Below are 22205 nucleotides of genomic sequence, written 5' to 3'. Positions count from 1 at the left end.
TCGTGCCAGTCTAGTGCAGCATTCGGGCGAGGGCCGGTAGTAGGACTCGTGCGGGGACGATGCCTACCATCGCCGCTTGCAGTGAATTGCGACGACCCGAAATGATGTGCGGCCGCGAGCGTTTGGCGTCGAGTGCCGTCATGGCGGTGGTGACGACGTCGGCTGGTGTCTGGTAGGTACCGGTGGCTGTGGCCGAATCGCCGATGACGTCGAAGAATTCGGTGTGGGTTGGGCCGGGATTGAGCGCGAACACTCGGACTCCGTGTCGGGCCGATTCGTACCACAGCGACTGGGTGAAGCTCAGCACGAATGCCTTGGCAGCCGCGTACACCGCCAGGGTCGGAACAGGTTGGAATGCCGTCGTGCTGGCGACGTTGACTACGGTGCCGGATCTGCGGGTGATCATGTCGGGCATGAACGCCGAGCAGATGTCCACCACGGCCCGGATGTCGACGGCGACGAGTCGCTCGAAGTCGTCGGCGTCGCCGTCGGCGAAAGGCCCTTGGACGGCGAATCCCGCGTTGTTCACCACCAGATCTATGTGTTCGGGGACGATGGAGCGCAGCCGTCGCCCGCTCGCCTCCTCGGACAGGTCCCAGGGCACTGTTCTACAGCGAACGCCGTACGTCGATTCGAGTTCGTCGGCCAGTTCTTTCAGACGATCTTCCCGGCGCGCGACGAGGACCAAATCGGACCCACGGGCGGCCAGCGCCCGTGCGAACTCGGCACCGATTCCGGAACTCGCGCCGGTGACCAACGAGCGGCCCGGACAATATCGAAAACCTCTGCGGCTCATCGGTTCACGCGCCCCAGCTCGGCGACGGAGCGGCGCGCGAACTCCTCGTACGAGGTGGGTGCGTGTCCGAGCAGTGCAGGCAGGACGGTCAGGTCTCCTGCCGGCAGGCCGTGCCCGTCGTAGTGGGTCATCATCGTGCGATAGGCCTCCCGTGCATCGGCCGGCCAATTCTTCATGTCGCGGGGGTTGGACGCGGCCTGCGCACCGCGTACGAGGTGCCCGACCGAGTTCAGTTTCGTCGATCGCACTGCATGTCCGACGACCGAGGCGAGCGCGGGCAGCACGTTCAGTGAGTTCGTCAGCGACGACGGTGGGATGCGGATGGCGGTCACCGGATGGCCCAACACGCGTGACCAGATCTGTGCCATCTCGTGACGGGTGAGTTCGACCGTCGACAGGTCGTAGGTGCGTCCGGTGTGCGAGGACGGGTCGATCAACACTTGTGCGGCAGCCTCGGCGACGTCGGCGAGATCGACAACACCCATGACGCTGTCCGGCGAGACCGGGTACGGCATGACTCCCGCCTGCAGAAATTCCCACACTTCGAGGTAGTTCTGCATGTAGTGCGACGGCCTGAGCACCGTGGTGGGAATTCCGCTGTCGCGCAGCAGTCCCTCGGCGATATCTTTCTGATGATGGTGCGTCAGCTGATGCAGGTCGGGATGGATGACGGAATGGAAGACGATGTGCTGCAGTCCCTTTGACGGTGCCGTTGCGATCAGATGTTCGATGATCGGTCGCTCGTCGATGATCTGCGTCGGCGCGGCGTGATACAGCACATCTGCACCCGTGAGTGCGCTGTCGAGGGTGGAGGTCGACCGTAGATCGCCGACGACGACCTCGGTTGCTCCGTCCCGACGGGTGGTCGCGGCCTGGCTCTCGTTCTTCACGACCGCGCGAATGGGCACCTTCCGATCGGCCAGTTGTCGGACGAGCAGTCGTCCGACTCCGCCGGCAGCGCTGGTGACTGTGATCATCGGACCTCCTTGGCGAGGAGCACGGCGAACCCGGCTCTTTTGCGAATATTGCATATTGACTGCATATAACGCAAGAGGTCGACGCAAGACGAGACTCGATCTGCATTACTCTCGGACGGTGCCCTCGAACGACGTCGACGATGCTGAGCAGTCACGGCGCGCCCGTCCGCGCCGTGATCGACGCCAGGCGCTGATCGACGCCGCGATCGAGCTGATCTCCGAGGGTGCCAGTGCAGACATCAGTGCGGCGGCGATCTCGCGCAGAGCCGGTGTGGCACACGGGTTGCTGTTCTACTACTTCACCGACAAGCAGGGCCTGGTGGACGCCGCTCTGGCCGATGTGCTGGGCAGGTTGTCCGACGCCCAAGGCCCGCAGCCCGAGGAGCAGACGGTCCGGAGGCGGCTCGAGGGTTTCGTCCGGCGACACATCGAATTCCTGCGGGATCACCGCGCGCTCTACCTGCGGGTGGTGCGTGAGGAGGAATTCGGCGAGGCCGGTGTCGAGAGTGCACTGCGACAGGCTCGCGCCGAGGGGGAGCGGCAGGTGGCGGCCCTGGCCGAACTCCAGGATCCGTTGCCACCGCTGGTCGGTGCTGCGATCTCCGGGTGGACCGGATTTCTCGACCGAACAGCCGACACGTTCTTCGACAACCCGGACATCGACCTCGACGAGTTGGTTGCGCTGATCGTCGATGCGTTCGAGGCGGTCACCGATTCTGCAACGCGCCGAAGCAACCCCACCTAGATGATCAGAATTCTCGGCTGCCGGACCATGAAACTGCGCAGAATGCCCAGATCTGCCGACCTCTATTGCGCAGTCGGTCGGCCTCTGGTCGACTGAGGCCGGTTGCATCACAGACGCGACTGACTCGGCGCTTCGCAATCCGAACGCTTGCCTCATGGAGTGACGGGGCCCTATCAGGTCCCGCCACTTCCACTCGACGCAACCTTTCGTCGCCTACCTCAGGAGTGTCCGCCATGACCAGCCTCAGTCCGACCACCGGCAATTCGACCGACGGTGATTCGGTCACCGGCGGGCGCGAGACTCTGCACGACATCTCCGAGCGGGTCTTGTGGTTGTCGACATCGATGATTCACCACGCCAACCGAATCCGGCCCAATCCGACGGGTCTCAAAGTCGGCGGACACCAGGCCTCGTGCGCGTCGATGGTCACCATCATGACCTCGCTGTGGTTCGAGCAGCTCGAGGCCGGCGACCGAGTGTCGGTCAAGCCGCACGCGTCGCCGGTGCTGCACGCCATCAACTACCTACTCGGTGAGCTGGACGAGAAGTACCTGACGACCCTGCGTTCGTACGGCGGTCTGCAGTCCTACCCGTCACGCGCAAAGGATCCCGATACCGTCGACTACTCGACGGGTTCGGTGGGTATCGGTGCAACAGCTCCTATTTGGGGTGCGATGTCGCGTCGGTTCGTCGACTCCGCATTTTCCGGAGAAGCCCCGAGTGGGTTTCGCGGACGGCAGTACTCCCTCGTCGGAGACGCCGAGCTCGACGAAGGCGCTGTATGGGAAGCCGTCATCGATCCCGGCATCGGTGAGTTGGGCGAGATCGTCTGGATCGTCGACCTCAATCGCCAGTCGCTCGACCGAGTCGTGCCGAACATCGCCGCGGGTCGCCTCGAGAAGATGTTCGATGCCGCCGGGTGGCAGGTCATCACCGTCAGGTTCGGGCGGTTGCTCGAGAACCTCTTTGCCCGCACAGGCGGTGACGCGCTGCGTCGACGCATCCTCGACATGCCCAATCCCGAGTATCAGCGGTTGTTGCGCTGCTCGGCGTCCGAGCTACGAGATCGGCTGCCCGGCAGCGGATCCGATGCCTCAGCGATCAGCGAGCTCATCGGTGACCTCGACGACGTGATGCTCACCGAGTCCATTCGCAATCTCGGTGGCCACGATCTCGACGCCCTGCGCGACGCCTACGCACAGATCGACGACACCCGTCCCACAGTCATCATCGCCTACACCGTCAAAGGCTTCGGTCTCCCCACTCAGGGGCACCCACAGAACCATTCCTCTCTGTTGACGGTCGAGGAATACGCCTCTCTTGCAGACACTCTCGGTACGGACGCGGGATCGCCCTGGGGCCGCTTCGACGACGCCAGTGCGGCCGGCCGGTTGTGCACCGAGGTTGCCGAACGTCTTCGCCGCGAGCCGGTCTCCATCAGTCGGCCGCCCGCAGTTCCCACCGACATCGGCCGTACTCCGAAGGGCACGGCCACCACACAGGCCGCGCTCGGCCGCACCTTGATCGACCTCACCCGTGAGGCACCCGAGGCAGCCCGACGCGTCGTCACGGTCAGTCCCGACGTCAGCTCGACCACCAACCTCGGTGGCTGGGTCAACAAGGTCGGTGTCTGGTCCTCGGCCGAACGCCACGATTGGTTCGGCGACGACGCCGAGACGATCATGCATTGGCGCGAAGGACCCACAGGTCAACACATGGAACTCGGTATCGCAGAGACCAATCTGGTCGGTCTGATGGGCGAACTCGGAGCGACCTGGAGTCGTTGGGGTGAGCCGCTGTTCCCGATCGGGGTGATGTACGACCCGTTCGTCGAACGCGCCCTCGAGCCGTGGTCGTACGGCATCTATGCCGGCGGTCAATCCATCCTCGTCGGCACACCGTCCGGGGTGACACTGGCCGCGGAAGGTGGTGCGCACCAGTCGATCAAGACTCCGTCGATCGGTCTGGAGCAACCGGGATGCATCTCGTACGAGCCTGCGTTCGCCATCGATGTGGAGTGGACATTGCTCGCCAGCATCGCCAAGTTGGGACGTCCCGACGGCACCTCGGCGTACCTGCGCCTGTCGACCCGTCCGGTGGATCAGACGTTGGCCGACGTGCCGAGCGATCCGGCGGCCCGTGAGCGCAGACGCAAACAGGTGGTGGCCGGTGGCTACCCTCTCGTGCGACGTGACGGTGCCACCGTCACGATCGCGGCAATGGGTGCGCTGATGTCCGAAGCCCTCGATGCGGCAACACGTTTGGAGCAGATCGGTATTGTCGCGGACGTCCTGTGCATCACCAGTCCAGGCCAGCTCTATCGTGCCGTTCAGGCGCGGCAAGGGCACGGCGACGCGGAGTCGTGGATTCTCGATCAGCTACTGCCGGCCGATCGAGCGACACCGATGGTGACGGTGCTCGACGGCCATCCGCACACCCTGGCGTTCATGGCCACCGTGAACCGCGTGGCGTCGACCTCGTTGGGCGTCAGCAATTTCGGTCAGGTGGGATCGCTGGACGAGGTGTACAAGCACCATCACATCGACACCGATTCGATCGTCGGCGCTGCGTTGGACGTCACCGGTCATTGACCTGGAGGATCGACCTGCTGGGTGAGAGGCTGGGATGTGGGGTCGAGCGCTGCGTGTACCCCGCCGCTGTAAGACGTCGGAAGTGCTCGGCTGCACAGCGTTTCGGCTTCAGTGGCGGAGATTCCGAGTGCGCGGAGGACGCGCCTCGTCGTGTCGTCCACGGTGGCGGTCTCGTCCCGTTCGGGTTGGGCGAGCAGTAGGCGCCCGAGTGACAGCAGGGAACCGGCCACGATGGCGAGTGCGACATCGGCGTCGTCCACATCGAATCGTCCTTCGGCAGCCGCGGATTCGATATCGCGGCGTGATCGCGGTGCCAAGCCCCCCGCGGCCGCGAAGGCCGCAGCCTCGGAGTTCAGCAGGACGCGGCTCAGTTGCGGTTCGAGACGGAAGAGGCGTCCGGACAACCGAAACGACTGAGTGAATTTCTCGACCGGATCGTCCAGGCCGACGGTGAGCGAGTCGAGGTAGTCGCCTGCAGATTCGAGGGCCGAGTCGATGGCCGCCTGCCACAGCTCTTCCTTGGTCTCGAAGTAGTTGTAGAAGGATCCGTTGCTGACGTCGGCGGCTTGCGTGATCTCGAGAACGGGCGCGTTCGTGTTACCGCGCGCCAGGAACCCCTGCGCGGCCTTGATGAGGGCGGCTCTGGTGCGCGCTTTTCGGCGCTCGACACGGTTGCCTTCGGTCACGGTCTGCTCCTGCTCGACGGGTTCGTGAGGTCAGCCTATCGCCAAACGATGATGACGAATTCGTCAAAAAGCTTGACTGGCGACACCCTCATGGGTGACGATATCGTCACAAACTTAGTGGGCGAGCGCTGGCGGACCCCTACACGGCGGCACCGGAGGACCTCATGACGACAAACACGACGATCCCGCAGTACCGCACCGACATCTACTCCACCGATGCGATCCTCGACCCGTATCCGCACTACGCGAAGTTGCGTGAGCTCGGCCCGGTGGTGTGGCTCCCACGGCAGCAGGTGTTCGCCATCCCGCGCTACGCGGAGTGCAAGGCGGTGCTGCTCGATGACGAGACCTTCATCTCGGGCGACGGTGTGGCCCTCAATCCTGTTGCCAATCGGTTGGGCCGCGGGACGACGCTCAACAGTGACGGTGACGAGCACGCAACCAAGCGTTCGGTGCTGGCGCATCGGCTCACCCCCAAGGCCGTGCGAAAAATGAAGGCCGCCGTGGAGGAGAAGGCCGAAAGTATCGTCGACGCGGCCCTGCGCCGAAAGTCGGTCGATGGTGTGGACGATCTTGCGACAGCCCTCCCGATGTCGATCGTGCCGGATCTCGTCGGCTGGCCGGAGGACGGCCGTGAGGATCTGCTTCGATGGGCGGGAGCGACATTCGACTCGCTCGGTCCCGTCAATCGTCACTCGATCGCGGCCGCGAAGGGTGCCACGGAGATGCTTGCGTTCTCCCGGAGGGTGGTGCGAGAACGGTCGGTGATACCAGGGAGCATGGGCGACGACGTTCTCAAAGCCGCCGACGACAACAAGATTCAGCAGTCTGCGTGCCCGGCTTTGATGATCGACTATCTCGGCCCATCGTTGGACACCACCATCGGAGCGATCTCCGGTGCCCTCGATCTGTTTGCGCGGCATCCCGATCAATGGCAGGCAATTCGGCAGGATCCGGACTTGATTCCCAATGCGATCAACGAGGTGGTTCGTTACGAGTCGCCGATCAGAGCGTTCTCGCGTCGAGCCGTTCGTGACGTCGAGTTCGACGGATCGCGGATCCCGAGGGGTGCCCGCGTCCTGGTGGTCTACGCATCGGCCAATCGTGATGAGCGGGAATGGGATCGGCCCGACGAGTTCGACATCACCCGCGATGCGTCGCGTCAACTCGGCTTCGGTTCCGGCGTACACGGTTGCGCCGGGCAGGGGCTCGCGCGACTCGAAGCGCAGACCATGCTGCGAGTCCTCGCGCGGCGAGTCGACCGAATCGTCGCTACCGGGGCTCCGAAACGGGCCGTCAACAACGTTATTCATCGGTACGAGAAGTTGCCACTGGAATTGGTGGCGGCAGAAGGGACACAGCAATGAGAGTCGACGTCGACTGGGATCGGTGCGAGGGCCATGGCATCTGCGCCGAACAGGCACCGAAGGTATTCAGCCTCGATGACGAGGGCGAACTGCATTATGCGTTCGACGACAACGATATTCCCGACGACCTGGCGGCCTCGGCTCGCTCTGCAATTGGCGTGTGTCCGGTCGCGGCGCTTCGAGAACAGGCGTGAGCTCGCTCGACAGCAAGATCGTCGTCGTCGGAGATTCGATCGCCGGCTGCACAGCTGCTCGTGAGTTGCGGGCCCGCGGACACGTAGGTTCGATCGTCATGATCGGCGCGGACGTCGACGGCTGCTATGCGAAACCACCGTTGTCGAAGCACGTGCTCAAAGGTGAGGCAACTGCGGCCGAAACCTGGGACCTGTCGGATCTGGACATCACGTCGATCGTCGATCCCGCGGTGTCGTTGGACGCCGAGCGTCGAGTGGTCACTACGACAGCGGGAATCGACGTTCCCTACGACGCACTCATCGTGGCCACCGGAGCGGTGGCCCGCCGCATCGCCGGTCCGGGGCAGGAGGGCGAGACGGTGCTGCGGACCTTCGCCGACGTCCATGCACTCCGTCCGAAGCTGGACTCCGCCCGTACCGCCATCGTGGTCGGTGCAGGATTCCTCGGCATGGAGGTCGCCAGTGCCTGTGCTGCGCGCGGTATCGCAGTGACCGTCGTCGATGTGGATCCTCCGCTGCAACGGCTTCTGGGTCCTTTCCTGTCCGACGCGATAGTGGCGCGAGCCGAGGCGGCCGCGGTGCAGTTCGTTCGGACGAATGCTCCCGTCGCGTTGGTCGGTGAGCCCGTCACGGGTGTCGAGTTCGCAGATACGAAGCTGACTGCCGACCTGGTCGTCACCTGCGCCGGTGATGTGCCGCAGACGGATTGGCTGGACGGTGCCGGTATCGCGGATAGTACCGGGATCGGCATCGACTACCGTTGCGCTACCGCGGTTCCTGGAATATTCGCTGCTGGGGACGTCGCCTACGCGCGTGCTGCGTCCCGTCGAGCACCGTTCTGGTCCAATGCCGTTGCGCAAGGGAAAGTTGCTGCGGCGTCTGCGCTCGGTCTCGAACCCACGTGCGCCCCAGCAGACGACTACTTCTGGACCGAGATTCTGGGACTGTCCATCAAGGTCGTCGGTCCACTTCCACTGCAGGGCGAACCGATCGTCCTCGAAGGTTCGGTGGAGGACGGATCTGCTCTGTTGCAGTGGAACCACGATGACGGCCGCACCACCATCGTCGCTTACGGCATCAAGAAGGCCGTCGGGCTGCTCCGACGGCTCGCCCGCGACTCCGCTGTTCCCACTACCTGAGGAATCGATTCATGGCTACTGTCTCCACACTCGTTCGACGTCTCCCCGAGGCGGTCGGTCTCGCCCGCGCGGCGATCGGCGTCGCCCACATGGTGGCACCCACCCGCGCGAACGAACTCCTCGCCGGGCCTGACGCCGCGGTGGCGACCACCCGAGCTGCGGCCCGCACCTTCGGCATTCGTGAGATCTACATCGGCGGCGGACTCTACGCAGCAACTCGGTATGCCCCGAGGGCAGTGCGGACACTGCTGCGCGCGGGTGTGGCGGTCGACGTCTGGGATACGGCGGCGTTCGCGCTCACCGCTCACCTGCCACAACGAACGAGAACAGCGGGCTGCGCAATCGCCGGAGGCTTCGTGATCGCCGGCGCGCTTGCCGATCTGCAACTGGATCGTTAGTCGACGATGGACAACATCGCGCGTACCTTGCGAGCGGCGAGCATCAATGCCGTGCGCTTCTACAACCGGCTGGAAGTGACCGCGGCGCAGCCGGTTCCGGACACTCCGGTGTTGTTCGTTGCCAACCATGGGTTCGGCGGCATCATCGATCTCAACGTGTTCGCGTTCGCGGCCGCCTACGACGAACTGGGTGTCGATCGTGAATTGATCACGCTGACGCACCAGATCGCCTGGACGCTGCACGCCGAGAAATTGATCGAGCCGTTCGGTGCCAGGCCTGCGAGCAAGCAGACGGCCCTCGATGCGTTCGAGGAGGGCAATAACGTCTTGGTGTTTCCTGGTGGCGATGTCGATGCGCTCAAGGCCTGGAAACACCGTAACGAGATTCTCTTCGACGGGCGCACCGGCTACGCCCGGTTGGCGATGGAGGCCGGGGTGCCGATTGTCCCCGTGGTCACTGCCGGGGCCGGGGAGTCCCTGCTCGTGCTCGGGAGCGGCAAGCGTCTAGCGAAGGCGCTCAGGTTGGACAAGGCGCTGCGGCTGAAGACCCTGCCGTTGTCGGTGTCGATTCCCTGGGGCGTGAATCTCGGTATGGTCGGGCTGCTTCCGTATCTGCCGCTGCCCACCAAGCTCGAGACGTCGGTCCTCGCTCCTATGCGCCCCGATGCCGGCGAGACGGCAGAGGAGTTCGCGGACCGGGTTCATGCGGCGATGCAAGCCGAGCTCGACGTATTGACGAAGGATCGACGGCCGATCGTCGGATGATGCTTGGATGCAACGTCATCCGACGACGGCCGCTCCGACCGAGCTATACGGACTTCAGCAGCGGCGCTCTTCCGACTACCGACGCCACGCGGGCGCAGTCGTCTGCCGTGATGTCGCGATCGCTGCAGTAGATGAACCTGTCGGGTCGAACCAGAAATCCCTCTGCGCGGGATCGACGCATCTGGCGCTCCACGTCGCCTTCGCTGTCCACGTAGTGCCCTGGTGCAACGGTGTGAGTTGCTATGGCAGAGGAGTATTCGAGCTTCACCTCGTGCACGCCGGCCTCGGCCAAGGCGCGAGGGATGGGTGCGGACGGAAATCCGACCCACGTCCAGCTGTTGTCCAATACCGTGTCCAACCTGACCGGAGCCAGATCGGATCCCACGACCCAGGGTTGGCAGATGAAGGTTCCGCGAGGGCTGCGTCGACGGGTATTGCGGCCGAAGAATCCACCCTTGGTCCCCAGCTCGTAGCGAGGCTTGAGCCCGTTCTTGGTGATGATCGGACCGAGGCCCGGCGCCTTCATGGCGGCTCGAATCACGCTGTCGCGCACACGCACAGCAGTAGGGTTGCCGAGCATCACGAGCTTGCCGATGCGCAGTGAGAACGCGGTCAATTGGGCGACGTTCGGTCTGCGCTCGGGTTCGTAGGTGGACAGCAAGCTCGGGTCGGCATGTGCCTCGAGCACTGCGTCGAGCTTCCAACACAGGTTGGCCACATCGCGTACCCCGGACGACACGCCCTGCCCGGCGAAGGGGGGCATGATGTGCGCGGCGTCCCCGGCGAGAAATGCTCGGCCCTTGCTCCATTGTTCGGCCTGGCGAATGTGGAAGGTGTAGCCCCAGCTTCGGTAGATCTCTACCTGGTCGTAGTCGATTCCGCGCTCGGCCAGCAAGCCGCGTAGGCCCTCCTCGGTTTGCAGCTGCTCGACGGTCTCGCCCTTGTTGACTCTGAATTCGACACGGTGATAGCCCATCGGGCACGGGCAGTCGACGCCTGGGCGTCGTGGATCGGAAATAAAGGTGAAGTCCAGCGGCGCGTCGACGGGCAGGTCGTACCAGGCCCGCAATTGAATGTCGAACCACGGTTCTTCGATGTGCCTGCCGGGCAGACCAATCCCGAGCAGTTTGCGGATCGAGCTGGATCCGCCGTCGCACGCGATCAGGTATCGGCCGGTGATCTGTCGATCTTGTCCACCGTCGGCCGCTCGGAGGGTGACCGTCACGGACTTCTCGTCCTGTACCAGGTCCACCGCGTCGTATCCCGGCATCAGGGTGACGGTCGGGAAGCGCTCGATCCCCTGTCGCAGAACGCGTTCGAGCTCGGGTTGGTGGTAGTAGCACATTCCGGGAACGCCTTGACCGTGGCTCTCCGACGACGTCATGGAGAGAAACGTCCGATCGCCGTTCTTGAAATGCACTCGAACGTCAGCAGACATCGTGGCAAGCATGTCGTCGAACAACCCCAAGCCCTGCCACACCCGATGCGCATCCTCGTCGGACGCAATTGCCCGTTGGCGCGGATAGATGGAGATATCGCGTTCGACCACAACCGTCTTGATGCCGCGTTGACCCAGCAGATTGGCGGCGGTGGCACCGGTGGGACCGAGCCCGATGACGATGACGTCCACGTCGAGCGTGTGAGGGTCGGCGGCGTTGCTGCTGGTCATGTGGTTCCTCGAAGTAGGCAGGAGCGTGGAGCTCGGAGTCGACGGGACTTGACTGACGGTACCGCCATGCATGACGATAACGTCATTACTTAAGGAGTATGGCATGGATCACTCGAGTCGCAAGCACCGAACATGATCGAGCCTCGTCACAGATCGACGACCATTCCGCTCGGTGCCGCTTTCTGCGCGCTTGTGATGCTGTTCTTGGGGTGGAGCGTCACGCGCTACGACGGAACATTCGACGAGGTTGTCGATGTAGACGTAATTCTGGACTCGGCGGGCAATTCACTGCCGGTTCGTGCCGATGTGAAAGTCCGTGGGGTTCTGGTCGGTCACGTCGACTCGATGTCCGTACGCGACGGTTCGGTCGTTGCTCATTTGGCCATCACGCCGTCGTTCGCCTCTGTCATCTCCGCAGATACCACCGCACGGCTGCTACCGAAAACCCTGTTCGGCGAGCGCTATGTGGCCTTGAGTGTGCCTACCGGACCGGCGGAACCGATTGTGGAAGGGACCGTTCTCACGCAGGATGTCAGCGGCAATGCGATCGAGGTCGGTATCTTGCTCGATGGCCTGCAACCCCTGCTCGAAGCGGTGCCTCCGCAGGATCTGGCCAACACTCTCGGGGCGTTGGCGCAAGGACTGTCCGGGCGCGGCGAGCAGATCGGCACAACAATAGATCGGCTGGAGAACATCTTCGAGCAGGTGAACGCCGAGATGCCTGCGCTGCAGCGGGATATCCGCGGCGTTGCCGACTTGGCGGACACCTATGCAGACGCACTCCCGTCCTTGGTCGACGCACTGGACAACTTCCGCGCCACGGGAAACACGGTGGTCGAACGACGGCCCGCTGTGGACACGCTGATCGCGTCGCTGACGTCGAGTGCCTCGACCACTGCGGACTTCCTGGAAGCCAATTCCGAGGACATCATCAGTCTGGCCAGTGATTCACGTGAATTGCTCGAAACTCTGCGTGACTACAACCCGACTCTCGTCTGTTTCCTCGACCAGATCGCCGCGGTAGATCCGCAGATTCCCGAGGTGCTCGAAACGGATAGTGAGTTCCCCGGCATTCAGGGAACAGCAGAGTTCGTCAACCCCAAGGGGCGGTACCTACCCAACCAGGACGAACCGCGATTCCTGGACGACCGACCGCCCAGGTGCCTCCCGAGTGCTCCCGAAGGTGAGAACACCCCGCAATATGCCGGCGGTTCCTACAACGACGGTGCGTATCAGGTGCCGTCGCGTAATCCTGGGCCTCAGAACGACGCCGCAACCACCTTCGGCAACCGCGTGTTCCCCGCCGCGCCGGCGTCGTATGCCGGGTCCGATGTCGAGCGGGCTGCCCTCGCTGTCGTCTACGCCAATCGATCAGGTCTCGAATCCGCGGAAATTCCCTCCTGGGCAGCGCTATTGGGGGCACCGGCTATGAGAGGCAGCCAAATCGAGCTGAAATAGCCGTCGGTCAGAACACCATCGAACGCCCAGGCAGCCCGGCCACTCCTTCTCTGGCGAACGCAGCCCATGTCTGCCGCACCTCGGCGGCCAACGCCTCCGGCGGAGTATTGCCGGCCAACATCGGCGCGTCCCACCATGCGTCTCCGAACAGCAACGGTAATTCGATGCTGTGGCACGCCCCCAACGGTGCGCCTTTCGGTGCCCAATCGATTCGGTACGACGCGACCTGACCGCCGGCGCGGTGCCACATCTTCACCATGCCGTCGACGCCGAACAACAGGTTGGTTACGATGCGGACGACCGGTGCGGTCAGCACCGAACTGACGATGCCGAACCGATTCAGCCACAACATGTTCGATACGACATTCACGAACGGTGAAGCATCGTCTCTCGTGTGACCGATCAGAAGTTCGACGCGAGGTGCAGTTCTGCGTAGGGCGGCATCGGGGTCACCGGACAGGGGGTCGAGGTGAGCGACCGGCCCGAACGGCATTCCGCCTGCAGCACCGAACCTGCGCACGGCCTGCGTCACGGCACGCTCTGCACCGAGCACATCCGTCGCGGGTGCGGTGGCCGGGTCCGTACGAAAGTGCGCTGCGAAGGCCTTTCGGGCTGTCTCGTACAGAGCCGATCGGCCCGAACGCAACCCGAGAGGCGCGCTCTGCACGATTGCCCTCGAGAACAACCCTACGGCCGACTCGCACGCCATCAGCGCGAGGACGGCATCGCCGCCCGCAGACTGCCCGAACAACGTCACGTTGTGCGGGTCACCGCCGAATCGAGCGATGTTGGTCGACACCCAGCGTAGTGCCGCGATTTGATCCTGCACACCGATATTGCTGTCTCCGTGGCCTTTCGGGGTCAGATAACCGAACCCGCCGAGTCTGAAGGTGACGCTGACGACCACGACGCCCTCGCGGACCAGTAGGTCGGCGTCGAATCTCTCGGCTTCCCCGCCGCCGGAGACGTAGCCACCGCCGTGCAGCCACACCATCACCGGAAGTCCTTCTGCCTCGGTGGGAGCGGTCACCGACAACACGAGGCAGTCCTCGCTCTGTTCGAGCCCGTCGACCATCGGGCCCGTGACATTGTCGAGCCGGGAGGGCAGCTGGATGCACACGGGGCCGCGTCGGGTTGCGTCGCGGGTCGCACCCGGGGTGTCGACCGGTTCGGGTCTACGAAATCGCGCGGCGGTGGCGTAGGGAATTCCCCGAGCGTGGATGAGCCCATCGGCGTCGACTGCTTCGAGGTCTCCGCTGGTGGTATCGGTGATCGTCCGCAGGGTCGCCCCGGGTGTCGTCTCGTCGTTCACGTGTGAACCCCCATTCGATGAACAGGTGCGAGCTTATCGTCTACGGCCCGTCATCGGATGAGGCCGTAGCGCCGGAATGCCGTCATAATCGGACCATGCGGTCGAAGCAGAAGATTCTCGACGCCACGCTCGGGCTCATTGCCGAGGGTGGTTTCGAGGACGTCACCATCGCGGCGGTGGCGCGCGCGTCGGGCGTCACCCGCCAGACCGTGTATTCGATTTTCACCACGCGCGAGGACATGATCTCCGAGGCGATGGTGGGACTTGTCGTCGACGTCATCGGCGGCATCAGGGCAAAGGCAGATCAGGCGGAAACGCCGGCGGAGTTCGTCATCGAGACAATTGTGGCGGCGCGCAACCTGATTCGCCGCGAGCCGGTGCTCAATTCGTTGTTGCGCTCGGGCAACGCGAACCCGTTGTTCGATCCGGACATGATGGATCGAGCAGAGCCTGTCGTGCGTCAATTTCTCGACGGCTACAGCGAACGACATCCCGAATTCGATTCGACGCGGTTCGACGGCATCGACGCTGTGCTCGTACGCAACGGGCTGTCGGTCATTCTGTTCGACGACGAGGCGATTCGCGACGACGACGGCTTGCGGGCGTACCTCCGGCGCTGGTTGGTTCCGCTTCTACCCCTGGGCTGATCGCGTAAAACTTGACACTACGAACCCCTTCTGTCTAGTTTTGCATCGCACGCCCACGTGACACAGGTCTCATGGGCGCTGCAGCACCTTTGGGGGGTACGTGTCGAACTTGAATCGCCGATCGTTTCTCGGTGCCAGCGCTGTTGCAGGCTTGGCCGCACTGTCGGGCACCGGGGTGGCGCGAGCGGCCGGTGGGCGCCGCGTCCAGACTCCGCTGACCCGTGAAGATCATCGCGTGGTGGTCATCGGATCGGGGTTCGGCGGCGGTGTGGCGGCCTTGCGCCTCGCCGAGGCAGGCATTCCCGTTCTGGTACTCGAGCGCGGAAGACGTTGGAACACAGGGCCGAACGCCACGACATTCCCCAACGCCACGTCGCCGGACAAGCGCATGCTCTGGCACGGCTCCAGCCCCAACCTGTTCGGTAGGCCGGTTCCGTTCGATCCGTACGTCGGCCTGCTCGAGGCGGTGTCCGGGGACAACATGACCGCGTTGTGTGCAGCCGGTGTCGGCGGCGGATCCCTCATCTATCAGGGGATGAGCCTGCAGCCGTCGCAGTCGGTCTTCGAGGAGTACTTTCCGGTCGGCCTCGACTGGACAACGTTGAACAGCGTGCACTACCCGCGAGTAGCGCGAATGTTGCAGCTCGCGCAGGCTCCCGACGAGTTGATCGATACTCCCAATTATCAAGCGGCTCGGGTGTTTGCGGCCAATGCGCGGCGAGCGGGCCTGCCGGTGTCGAAGATCCCCATGCCGATCGACTGGAACTTCGCCCTCGACGAGACGCGCGGAGTGATGACGCCGTCGTACACCGACGGCTCCGGGGCGTTCGGAGTCAACAACGGCGGCAAGCATTCCGTGGACGTCACCTACATCGCAGCCGCCGAGGCGACGGGTCTGGCGACGGTGGCGACGCAACACAATGTCACCCACGTCGAACGTTCCGCCGATGGCCGGTGGACGGTATACGTCGATCGAATCGATTCCGATGGAACGGTTCTGGAGAACAAGATCCTCACCACCGGTGCGCTGATCATGGCCGCCGGAAGTCTGAACACCACCAGGCTGCTCGTTCGCGCCGGAGCGACCGGTGCCATTACCGATCTACCGGACGAACTCGGGCAGGGCTGGGGTACCAATGCCGATCGCATCTACGTGTGGTCGAGCATCGAGCAGCAATTCGGTACACCCCAGGGAGGTCCGGTGGTGTTCGGCAGCCTCGAGTGGGATGACCCGAACACCGCGCACACCGTCATCCAGGCATCGATACCGCCGTTGTCCTTCGACGCCCACAGCACCATGCTGGTGGGGTACGGAGTCAGTCGTGGACGCGGTTTCTTCGGCTACGACTCCGCGTCCGACCAAGCCCGGCTGCACTGGCCGGCCAACGGCGACAGCGTCATTCAGGACGGATCCATCGATCCGACGGTCCGTCGCATAGCCGGTGCGGGCAGCATTCTCACCGATACCAACGCGGTGTTCCCGTCCACCTGGCATGCGTTGGGTGGGGCGAACATGGGCGCGGTGTGTGATCTCGACGGTCGCGTGTACGGCCAGCGCGGTTTGTACGTCCTCGACGGGGCGCTCATGCCGGGCACCACCGCCGCGTGCAATCCGTCCATGACCATCGCCGCACTGGCCGAACGTGCGCTGGACACTATCGTCGCCGACGATGTCGGCTCCATCATCTGACCACCGGAAAGAGACCGATGCATCTGTATCGCACCATGATCGGCGTCGCCGTGACCGCCGTGCTTGTGTCCTCGGCGACTGTGTTCGGAGCTTCGGCTGCGCACGCCGATGCCGTGGACGACTTCTACCTCCCACCGGCCCAGGTCGCCGACGAACCCGGTGCAGTGTTGCGGACGCAGCCGATGTCGCTGTTCGCGGCGCTGCCCGGTGCGGACGGTGTCTATCCCGTTCAAGCGAAGCGGGTGCTGTACACGTCACGGACGCAGGACGATACGCCGGTGGGTGTATCGGGCACGTTCATCGAGACGGAGGTGCCGTGGCGTGGGGCCGGTCCTCGGCCGACCATCGTCGTCGCGCCGGGCACGGTGGGCCAAGCAGATCAGTGCGCTCCTTCCCGCGCGTTCCCGACGTCGATCAACGCTGTGACGCAACCGCTGTCGATTTCGTTCAATCAGGAGTTGTTGTCGTCCACACTGTGGGGGTCGATGGGTGCGAACGTCTTCGTCACCGACTACATCGGTTTGGGAACTCCCGGCGTGCATACCTATGTCAACCGGGTCGAGCAGGCTCATGCTGTTCTCGACGGTGCCCGCGCCGCAAACGAACTGCTCGGTGACGCCGACGCGCCGGTCGGCATCTGGGGTTATTCACAGGGTGGTGGAGCGGCGGCCGCGGCGGCCGAACTCGCCGCGGAGTACGCACCGGGGCTGAATGTGAAGGGCACTTGGGCGGGAGCGCCCACCGCCGATCTGCTCGAGGTGCTGAAGACCGTCGACGGAACGCTGATCGGCGGAGTGATCGGCCACGCCCTCAACGGTTTCGTCGAACGCGACCCGAGCTTGCTGCCACTTGTCGACGAACGGCTCACCGATCACGGCAAGGCGGTGCTGAGTGATCTGTCGACGCAGTGCATCGGAGACACCATCCTGAAGTACCCGTTCCTGCGCACCGAATCGCTGACCGTGGACGGTAAGTCGATGCTCGAGAATCTGGGGACCATTCCGCAGGCGGGCCGCATTCTCGAGGCTCAGCGGATCGGTCGCAGTACCCCGAACGCGCCGGTGATGATCACCAGCGGGATCAACGACGACACCGTGCCGTACGGTCAGGCCCGGCAGCTGGCCCAGGATTGGTGTGAGCGAGGTGCCTCGGTGGAGTTCCGAAGCAATCCGTTGCCGCCGATTCTGACGGGTGCGGTGTTGCCCAACCACTTCGGACCGCAACTGATCGACGGGTACGGCGGCGGCGCCGCAACGTTCCTGATGGATCGGTTCGCCGACGTGCCCATGCCGACGTGCTCGCTCGATTGAGTGGCGACCGCAGAGAGGGCCGCCTCGACTCCGCTGCACTCGACGCTGCTTCGGTCGCGGCGTCGGGTGGAGGCGGTGATCGCCGGCGGTGGACCGGATATCGTCTTTCAACCGATCGTCCGGGCACGCGATGGTGTGATCGAGGGATACGAGGCCCTGTCACGTTTCCCAACGGGTGGCGGTGACACCGAGGCGTGGTTCGCCGATGCAGCGCAGTGTGGTCTCGGCCCTGCTCTGGACAGGTCGGCCGGCATGAAGGCCCTGGCCGAATCGGATCGTCTGCCGGGAGGCTGCTTCGTAGCGGTCAACCTCAGTGCTGCAACGCTACTGGTGGATTCTGCTCTGGTGGACGTGCTGCTCGATCACGGCTGGCGTCGGCCACTTGTTGTCGAGATCACCGAGCATGCCGCCCTCGACGACGAGGTAGCGGTGGTGGCTGTTCTTGCGAAACTGCGTCGCGGCGGGGTAGCGGTTGCAGTCGACGATGTGGGATCCGGTTATGCCGGTATGCGGCACCTCGTCGTGCTCGGGCCGCAGATCATCAAGCTCGACGCGTTCGTCGTGCACGGCATGAAAGGTAATCGAGCGAAGTCGGCCCTGGCCGAGCTGATACTCGAGTTCGCGCGAAAGACCGAGGCCAGGTGCGTGTTCGAGGGTATCGAGACCGATGACGACCTCGATGCGGCCACCCTGATCGGGGCCGACTTGCTGCAGGGCTACCGAGTCGGTCGCCCAGCCGCGGTGTAACGGACGCCGGATGCCCTCCCGCGACTCGATCGGCCCGGCCGTGCAGGGCATTCCGGTCGGTATTGCTGTGCACTTTTTGCTCCACTCGACGCTTCGGTGCCGGGGATTCTGCAACTCAGGGCTCAGAGTGGAGCAACCGTTGCTGTCGAACCGACGTAGATCCGGTCGAGACTCGACCGAGTACTCCTTCGTTCTCGGCATCAACTCATTTTCCGACGCGGATGTCAGGTGTAAATTCACCCACATGGCATGTCGAATCAGTGAACTCGTACTCGATTGTCGGGATCCCGAGGCCTTGGCGACGTTCTGGTGTGAGGTCTTGGACTTCGTCGTCTTGGACAGGGAGGACGACGGTTCGGTGGAGATCGGTGCGCGCGACGGGTTCGGCGGCGCACAGCCGACCATCATCCTCAGTCGCAGCGAGAATCCGGAGAAGGCGAAGCCGCGACTGCACATCGACGTGAGTGCGACCGATCGGGATCAGGACGCCGAGCTCGAACGACTGCTCGCCCTCGGTGCTCGACGAGTGGAGATCGGTCAGACCGGTCAGGAGTCATGGCATGTGCTGGCGGATCCCGAAGGTAACGAATTCTGTTTGCTGCGAGCAAGACTCAACCCGGTGTGACTGCGTTGTCCTGTTTGCTATCGGACCCGGTGGACCGTCTGGACCAGTAGCTGGCCAGTAGGGACCCGGTCACGTTGTGCCACACCGAGAAGATTGCCGCGGGCAGAGCAGCTGCAGGACTGAAATGTACCGACGCCAGCGCTGCCGCCAGGCCGGAGTTCTGCATTCCCACTTCGATGCTGATGGCACGGCGGCTGGCGACATCGAGTCCGCAGGCTTTGCCGATGCCGTAGCCCACGGCGAGTCCGAGCGAGTTGTGCAGCACGACGGCCAGGACTATCAGGGCACCGATCGACAGCAAGGTCGGCGCGCTGGCGGCCACGACGAGGACGACCACGGCGGTGATGCCGGCGACCGAGATCAGCGGCAGGGCGTCGAGCATGCGGTCGATGATCTTCGGAAACAGCAGGCGCAGCACAACTCCCAGCACGACTGGCACCAGCACAATCTGCAGGATCGAGACGAACAGCCCACCTGCGTCGACCGGTAGGTACTCACCGGCGAGCCAGAGCACGAGCAGTGGTGTGAGTATCGGTGCGAGCAAGGTCGACACCGAGGTCATCGCCACCGACAGTGCGGTGTCACCTTTCGCGAGATAGACCATCACGTTCGACGCGGTACCACCTGGGGCGGATCCGACCAACACCATGCCGGCAGTGAGCGCAGCGGAGAGTCCGAGCACGTTGGCAATGCCCAACCCGAGTAGCGGCATTGCGATGAACTGCGCGGCAACGCCGAGCAGCAGCGCCCACGGTCGCCGGGCCACCACCGCGAAGTCGGAGAGCCGCAACGTCATTCCCATGCCGAGCATGATGATCGACAACAACCACGGCACGGCAGGCGTGCCGCCGCTGAAGGTGTCGGGGGTGATCAGGGCAAGCGCACCCGCCGCAACGACGATCAGGGCGAACCATTTGCCGGTGAATTCGCTGACGGTCTTCAGCTGGGGCATGGGCAGACTCCAAAGATGGTTGGGCACGGCGTCGCGAAGTCTAGCCCTTTAGCTGAGCTCACTGTTCCGGGTTGTGTTCCTTCCGCTGGAGAAGTTCGCGACCTAGAAGCCGAAGGTGACGGGCCAGAATCCACGCGATGATGCCCACCGCAGCTGATCGCGTTCGCGAGGTCGGTGCACCGGTCTGGGGAAACTCACATTATCGTCGGAAACCGGCAAGTAAGACCGGGGAACGAGAACGCCCCGGGGTTTCGATGGATGTAGAGCGGGCATTTCGATGGTTGCCAACATCGGAGGTAGACGATGCGAACGGTCGTGATCGGCGCAACCGGAAATGTCGGAACAGCACTCTTGCGTACACTCGTGCGTGCACGTCCCGGCGATTCGATTCTCGCCATTGCGCGTCGCCCTCCAGAACTGAATTCGCATGCGGAGCAGGTCGATTGGGTTGCGTTGGACCTGACATCGAACAGCGCGTCGTACGAGCTCCGTGCGTTGTTTCGCGGGGCGGACGCAGTTGTCCACTTGGCCATTGCGTTTCAACCGATGCGAAATCGCGAGTATCTGCGGTCGGTCAACGTCGATGCAGTGAAAACGGTTGCCGGGGCATGCGCGGAAGCGGCAGTTCCACATTTGGTACACATGTCGTCCGGTGGCGTCTACGCACCCGGTTCGTACGGCGTCGAGGTCGACGAAACATGGCCGAGAACCGGCGTGCCGTCGTCGACCTACAGTGTGGACAAGGCTGCGGCCGAGAACGTACTCGACGAGTTCGAGGCAACTCACCCCGATGTCTCGGTCGCTCGTATTCGTCCCGGGCTCATCGGGCAGTACGAGTTCGGTAGCGCCTTGCTGCGATATGCATTGCCGGACGTCGTGCCCTCAGGAATCGTCGACCATCTCCCGATCCTGCCCATCGACAGATCGTTCGCAGTCCCCGCTGTGCACAGTGACGACGTCGCGGATGTGATTGTGCGAGTGCTCGATCGACGTGCCACCGGGCCCTTCAACCTCGGTGGTCCGACACCTGTTCGCGCGGCCGATGTGGCCGAGGCGTTCGAGTCCCGCGTCATCCCGGTTCCGTACCGGGTGCTGTCTGCAGCTGCGCGAGTAGGTTTCGAGACCCACCTGTCGGCCGTCCATCACGGCTGGATCGACCTCGCGTTCAACACTCCCATGTTGAACACCGACAGGGCTCGACGACATCTGGACTGGGTTCCTCGCATGGACGGTCCCGACGTCGCCCGAGAGGTCATCGGCGGTATGCGCGACAACGCCGGTGCTGCCAGCGGTGTCCTCCGAGCGCGCACTGCGAAGGATCGTCTCCGAGCCTTCGGTCGTCGGGGATTCATCGCCAACGCGAAGCGGCCGTGACCCTCGAACCCGTCGGGCGGCCGGTCGAGTCCCGTCAGCTCTCGAAATCGAAATCAGCGGTTCGATTGACGATGTCGTGGGCGATCGACGAAATCGATGTGGACCGTGCGTACGCGTGGGCGCGGAGAGATGCAGCCGCATCGTTCATCGTCACCGACAGACGCGTCGAGAGCATTCCGATGGCGACGTTGATGTCGCCGCGGGCTTGTCGGTAGTTCCCTGCGGGTGGCCCCGGCGACGGTGTTCTGCCCGGACCGATGGGGACGAGTTCGGACAGAATCACAGGTCCGAGGGCGGTCGCGATGGCACGCGCGGCCTCGACCTGGATGAGGCTGTACGGGCCGGGAGTCCGGCGGTGCAATTCGAGCACTCCGACCGCAGCGCCGTGTGCGGTGATGGGCAACGCCAGTAAGGAGTGCGCACCGAGTTCGTCGACGACGTCGGAGGCGAAAGTCGGCCAGTGATGTGTGCCGGCAGGATCGCTGAGGTCGGGTACCGCAACGGTGGTATCGGTGTTGAACGCGTCCAGACACGGGCCTTCACCCACCGTGAATTGCAGTTCGTCGATGCGTACCGCATCGGAGTCTGTGGCGTACAACAGGTCTCGGGCCACTGCACCGTCTACGAGCAGACTCACCGCGCCGCCGTCGACTCCGGCCACATCCACCGCAGCACGGGTCAACGCTGCGGTGGCGGGAAACTCCACGGGATCGTCCGCGATGTCGAGCGGATCGATGTCATCGGCCATGCCTGGCTCCTCGGG

General features: G+C 63.9%; 21 protein-coding genes. 14 read left to right on the top strand and 7 right to left on the bottom strand.

Annotation, left to right across the window (positions count from 1 at the left end; genetic code table 11):
- Positions 1-10: 10 nt before the first annotated feature.
- Both AC5WEY_RS01900 and AC5WEY_RS01895 read right to left on the bottom strand, forming a co-directional pair.
- Complete coding sequence (locus tag AC5WEY_RS01900; RefSeq protein WP_495644471.1) at positions 11-796, bottom strand: SDR family NAD(P)-dependent oxidoreductase; 786 nt, start codon at positions 794-796, stop codon at positions 11-13.
- Complete coding sequence (locus AC5WEY_RS01895; protein WP_495644470.1) at positions 793-1773, bottom strand: SDR family oxidoreductase; 981 nt, start codon at positions 1771-1773, stop codon at positions 793-795. The genes AC5WEY_RS01900 and AC5WEY_RS01895 overlap by 4 nt, the downstream gene beginning before the upstream one ends.
- A 118-nt stretch (positions 1774-1891) precedes the next feature.
- Here AC5WEY_RS01895 and AC5WEY_RS01890 point away from each other — a divergent pair, with 118 nt between their 5' ends.
- Together AC5WEY_RS01890 and AC5WEY_RS01885 are read left to right on the top strand one after the other, a co-directional pair.
- The gene (locus AC5WEY_RS01890; protein ID WP_495644469.1) at positions 1892-2518 is read left to right on the top strand and encodes a TetR/AcrR family transcriptional regulator; all 627 of its coding nucleotides are present in this window, start codon (positions 1892-1894) and stop codon (positions 2516-2518) included.
- Between the two features lie 233 nt (positions 2519-2751).
- Complete coding sequence (locus AC5WEY_RS01885; protein WP_495644468.1) at positions 2752-5109, top strand: thiamine pyrophosphate-binding protein; 2358 nt, start codon at positions 2752-2754, stop codon at positions 5107-5109.
- Here the strand turns inward: AC5WEY_RS01885 and AC5WEY_RS01880 are convergent.
- A complete protein-coding gene (locus AC5WEY_RS01880) occupies positions 5103-5795 on the bottom strand; it encodes a TetR/AcrR family transcriptional regulator (protein ID WP_495644467.1) in 693 nt (230 codons plus the stop codon). The two genes, AC5WEY_RS01885 and AC5WEY_RS01880, sit on opposite strands and share 7 nt — an antisense overlap.
- 164 nt (positions 5796-5959) lie before the next feature.
- Between AC5WEY_RS01880 and AC5WEY_RS01875 the strand changes: the two genes are divergently transcribed.
- From AC5WEY_RS01875 to AC5WEY_RS01855, 5 genes are read left to right on the top strand one after another with little or no spacing between them, the layout of a single operon-like run.
- Complete coding sequence (locus AC5WEY_RS01875; RefSeq protein ID WP_495644466.1) at positions 5960-7162, top strand: cytochrome P450; 1203 nt, start codon at positions 5960-5962, stop codon at positions 7160-7162.
- The gene (locus AC5WEY_RS01870; RefSeq protein ID WP_037147192.1) at positions 7159-7356 is read left to right on the top strand and encodes a ferredoxin; all 198 of its coding nucleotides are present in this window, start codon (positions 7159-7161) and stop codon (positions 7354-7356) included. The genes AC5WEY_RS01875 and AC5WEY_RS01870 overlap by 4 nt, the downstream gene beginning before the upstream one ends.
- On the top strand, positions 7353-8495 hold the full coding sequence (locus tag AC5WEY_RS01865) for an NAD(P)/FAD-dependent oxidoreductase (RefSeq protein ID WP_495644465.1): 1143 nt from the start codon (positions 7353-7355) through the stop codon (positions 8493-8495). The genes AC5WEY_RS01870 and AC5WEY_RS01865 overlap by 4 nt, the downstream gene beginning before the upstream one ends.
- A gap of 11 nt (positions 8496-8506) precedes the next feature.
- On the top strand, positions 8507-8893 hold the full coding sequence (locus tag AC5WEY_RS01860) for a hypothetical protein (RefSeq protein ID WP_057479688.1): 387 nt from the start codon (positions 8507-8509) through the stop codon (positions 8891-8893).
- A gap of 6 nt (positions 8894-8899) precedes the next feature.
- On the top strand, positions 8900-9658 hold the full coding sequence (locus tag AC5WEY_RS01855; RefSeq protein ID WP_495644464.1) for a lysophospholipid acyltransferase family protein: 759 nt from the start codon (positions 8900-8902) through the stop codon (positions 9656-9658).
- A 43-nt stretch (positions 9659-9701) separates the two neighbouring features.
- On the opposite strand, the gene AC5WEY_RS01850 is transcribed toward AC5WEY_RS01855, so the two are convergent.
- Entirely contained in the window at positions 9702-11327 is a 1626-nt protein-coding gene (locus tag AC5WEY_RS01850) for an FAD-dependent monooxygenase (protein ID WP_495644463.1), read from the bottom strand.
- Between the two features lie 132 nt (positions 11328-11459).
- On the opposite strand from AC5WEY_RS01850, the gene AC5WEY_RS01845 reads away from it, so the two are divergent.
- A complete protein-coding gene (locus tag AC5WEY_RS01845; RefSeq protein WP_495644462.1) occupies positions 11460-12785 on the top strand; it encodes an MCE family protein in 1326 nt (441 codons plus the stop codon).
- 7 nt (positions 12786-12792) lie between these two features.
- Here the strand turns inward: AC5WEY_RS01845 and AC5WEY_RS01840 are convergent, their stop codons facing one another.
- On the bottom strand, positions 12793-14097 hold the full coding sequence (locus tag AC5WEY_RS01840) for a carboxylesterase family protein (RefSeq protein ID WP_495644461.1): 1305 nt from the start codon (positions 14095-14097) through the stop codon (positions 12793-12795).
- 95 nt (positions 14098-14192) lie between these two features.
- Between AC5WEY_RS01840 and AC5WEY_RS01835 the strand changes: the two genes are divergently transcribed.
- From AC5WEY_RS01835 to AC5WEY_RS01815, 5 genes are all read left to right on the top strand, one after another.
- The gene (locus AC5WEY_RS01835; RefSeq protein WP_495644460.1) at positions 14193-14744 is read left to right on the top strand and encodes a TetR/AcrR family transcriptional regulator; all 552 of its coding nucleotides are present in this window, start codon (positions 14193-14195) and stop codon (positions 14742-14744) included.
- A gap of 100 nt (positions 14745-14844) precedes the next feature.
- Positions 14845-16434, top strand: coding sequence for a GMC oxidoreductase (locus AC5WEY_RS01830; RefSeq protein ID WP_495644459.1), 1590 nt, complete (start codon positions 14845-14847; stop codon positions 16432-16434).
- 17 nt (positions 16435-16451) lie between these two features.
- Positions 16452-17744, top strand: a complete 1293-nt coding sequence (locus tag AC5WEY_RS01825; RefSeq protein WP_495644458.1) for a lipase family protein — start codon at positions 16452-16454, stop codon at positions 17742-17744.
- Positions 17745-18491: an EAL domain-containing protein gene (locus tag AC5WEY_RS01820; protein ID WP_495644457.1), complete on the top strand. Its 747-nt coding sequence runs from the start codon at positions 17745-17747 to the stop codon at positions 18489-18491.
- A gap of 244 nt (positions 18492-18735) precedes the next feature.
- Positions 18736-19116, top strand: a complete 381-nt coding sequence (locus AC5WEY_RS01815; protein ID WP_495644456.1) for a VOC family protein — start codon at positions 18736-18738, stop codon at positions 19114-19116.
- On the opposite strand, the gene AC5WEY_RS01810 is transcribed toward AC5WEY_RS01815, so the two are convergent.
- Complete coding sequence (locus AC5WEY_RS01810; protein WP_495644455.1) at positions 19103-20068, bottom strand: bile acid:sodium symporter family protein; 966 nt, start codon at positions 20066-20068, stop codon at positions 19103-19105. The two genes, AC5WEY_RS01815 and AC5WEY_RS01810, sit on opposite strands and share 14 nt — an antisense overlap.
- A 303-nt stretch (positions 20069-20371) precedes the next feature.
- On the opposite strand from AC5WEY_RS01810, the gene AC5WEY_RS01805 reads away from it, so the two are divergent.
- Positions 20372-21442 (top strand): NAD-dependent epimerase/dehydratase family protein, encoded by a 1071-nt coding sequence (locus AC5WEY_RS01805; protein ID WP_495644454.1) that lies wholly within the window; start codon positions 20372-20374, stop codon positions 21440-21442.
- 34 nt (positions 21443-21476) lie between these two features.
- Here AC5WEY_RS01805 and AC5WEY_RS01800 read toward each other — a convergent pair whose 3' ends face one another.
- The gene (locus tag AC5WEY_RS01800) at positions 21477-22190 is read right to left on the bottom strand and encodes a GAF and ANTAR domain-containing protein (protein WP_495644453.1); all 714 of its coding nucleotides are present in this window, start codon (positions 22188-22190) and stop codon (positions 21477-21479) included.
- Between the last annotated feature and the right edge of the window lie 15 nt (positions 22191-22205).

The sequence above is a fragment of the Rhodococcoides sp. S146-33 genome (genome assembly GCF_059489205.1).
This window is presented reverse-complemented; position numbering and strand designations above follow the sequence as displayed.

Bases quoted from the DNA above. Each gene is read 5' to 3' on its own strand.
- AC5WEY_RS01860 (WP_057479688.1), top strand. From the start codon at position 8,507: ATGGCTACTGTCTCCACACTCGTTCGACGTCTCCCCGAGGCGGTCGGT.
- AC5WEY_RS01845 (WP_495644462.1), top strand. From the start codon at position 11,460: ATGATCGAGCCTCGTCACAGATCGACGACCATTCCGCTCGGTGCCGCT.
- AC5WEY_RS01850 (WP_495644463.1), bottom strand. From the start codon at position 11,327: ATGACCAGCAGCAACGCCGCCGACCCTCACACGCTCGACGTGGACGTC.
- AC5WEY_RS01855 (WP_495644464.1), top strand. From the start codon at position 8,900: ATGGACAACATCGCGCGTACCTTGCGAGCGGCGAGCATCAATGCCGTG.
- AC5WEY_RS01835 (WP_495644460.1), top strand. From the start codon at position 14,193: ATGCGGTCGAAGCAGAAGATTCTCGACGCCACGCTCGGGCTCATTGCC.
- AC5WEY_RS01895 (WP_495644470.1), bottom strand. From the start codon at position 1,773: ATGATCACAGTCACCAGCGCTGCCGGCGGAGTCGGACGACTGCTCGTC.
- AC5WEY_RS01870 (WP_037147192.1), top strand. From the start codon at position 7,159: ATGAGAGTCGACGTCGACTGGGATCGGTGCGAGGGCCATGGCATCTGC.
- AC5WEY_RS01900 (WP_495644471.1), bottom strand. From the start codon at position 796: ATGAGCCGCAGAGGTTTTCGATATTGTCCGGGCCGCTCGTTGGTCACC.
- AC5WEY_RS01800 (WP_495644453.1), bottom strand. From the start codon at position 22,190: ATGGCCGATGACATCGATCCGCTCGACATCGCGGACGATCCCGTGGAG.
- AC5WEY_RS01815 (WP_495644456.1), top strand. From the start codon at position 18,736: ATGGCATGTCGAATCAGTGAACTCGTACTCGATTGTCGGGATCCCGAG.
- AC5WEY_RS01825 (WP_495644458.1), top strand. From the start codon at position 16,452: ATGCATCTGTATCGCACCATGATCGGCGTCGCCGTGACCGCCGTGCTT.
- AC5WEY_RS01875 (WP_495644466.1), top strand. From the start codon at position 5,960: ATGACGACAAACACGACGATCCCGCAGTACCGCACCGACATCTACTCC.
- AC5WEY_RS01805 (WP_495644454.1), top strand. From the start codon at position 20,372: ATGCGAACGGTCGTGATCGGCGCAACCGGAAATGTCGGAACAGCACTC.
- AC5WEY_RS01810 (WP_495644455.1), bottom strand. From the start codon at position 20,068: ATGCCCCAGCTGAAGACCGTCAGCGAATTCACCGGCAAATGGTTCGCC.
- AC5WEY_RS01885 (WP_495644468.1), top strand. From the start codon at position 2,752: ATGACCAGCCTCAGTCCGACCACCGGCAATTCGACCGACGGTGATTCG.